General features: G+C 53.2%; 1 pseudogene. It reads left to right on the top strand.

What is annotated here, in order from left to right:
• Positions 1 to 280 (top strand): annotated as a pseudogene (locus CHH91_RS18445) (malate synthase G); the annotation flags it as partial.

Below are 280 nucleotides of genomic sequence, written 5' to 3' on the forward strand. Positions count from 1 at the left end.
ATGGAAGCTGGGCCAATGATTCGCAAGCAAGAGATGAAATCTTCCGCTTGGCTCAATGGCTACGAGCAAGCCAATGTAGCGGTTGGCCTCGCTGCTGGATTGAGGGGAAAAGCGCAAATTGGCAAGGGCATGTGGGCCATGCCGGATCGAATGGCCGATATGCTTCAACAAAAAGGTGCTCAGCTTCAGGCTGGCGGCAACACAGCCTGGGTGCCTTCACCTACCGCAGCCGTTTTACACGCGATCCATTATCACCAAATCAATGTGAAAGCTGTTCAGC

Origin of the sequence: Virgibacillus sp. 7505, from assembly GCF_002272135.1 — a bacterium.
Taxonomy (GTDB): Bacteria; Bacillota; Bacilli; order Bacillales; family Amphibacillaceae; genus Terribacillus.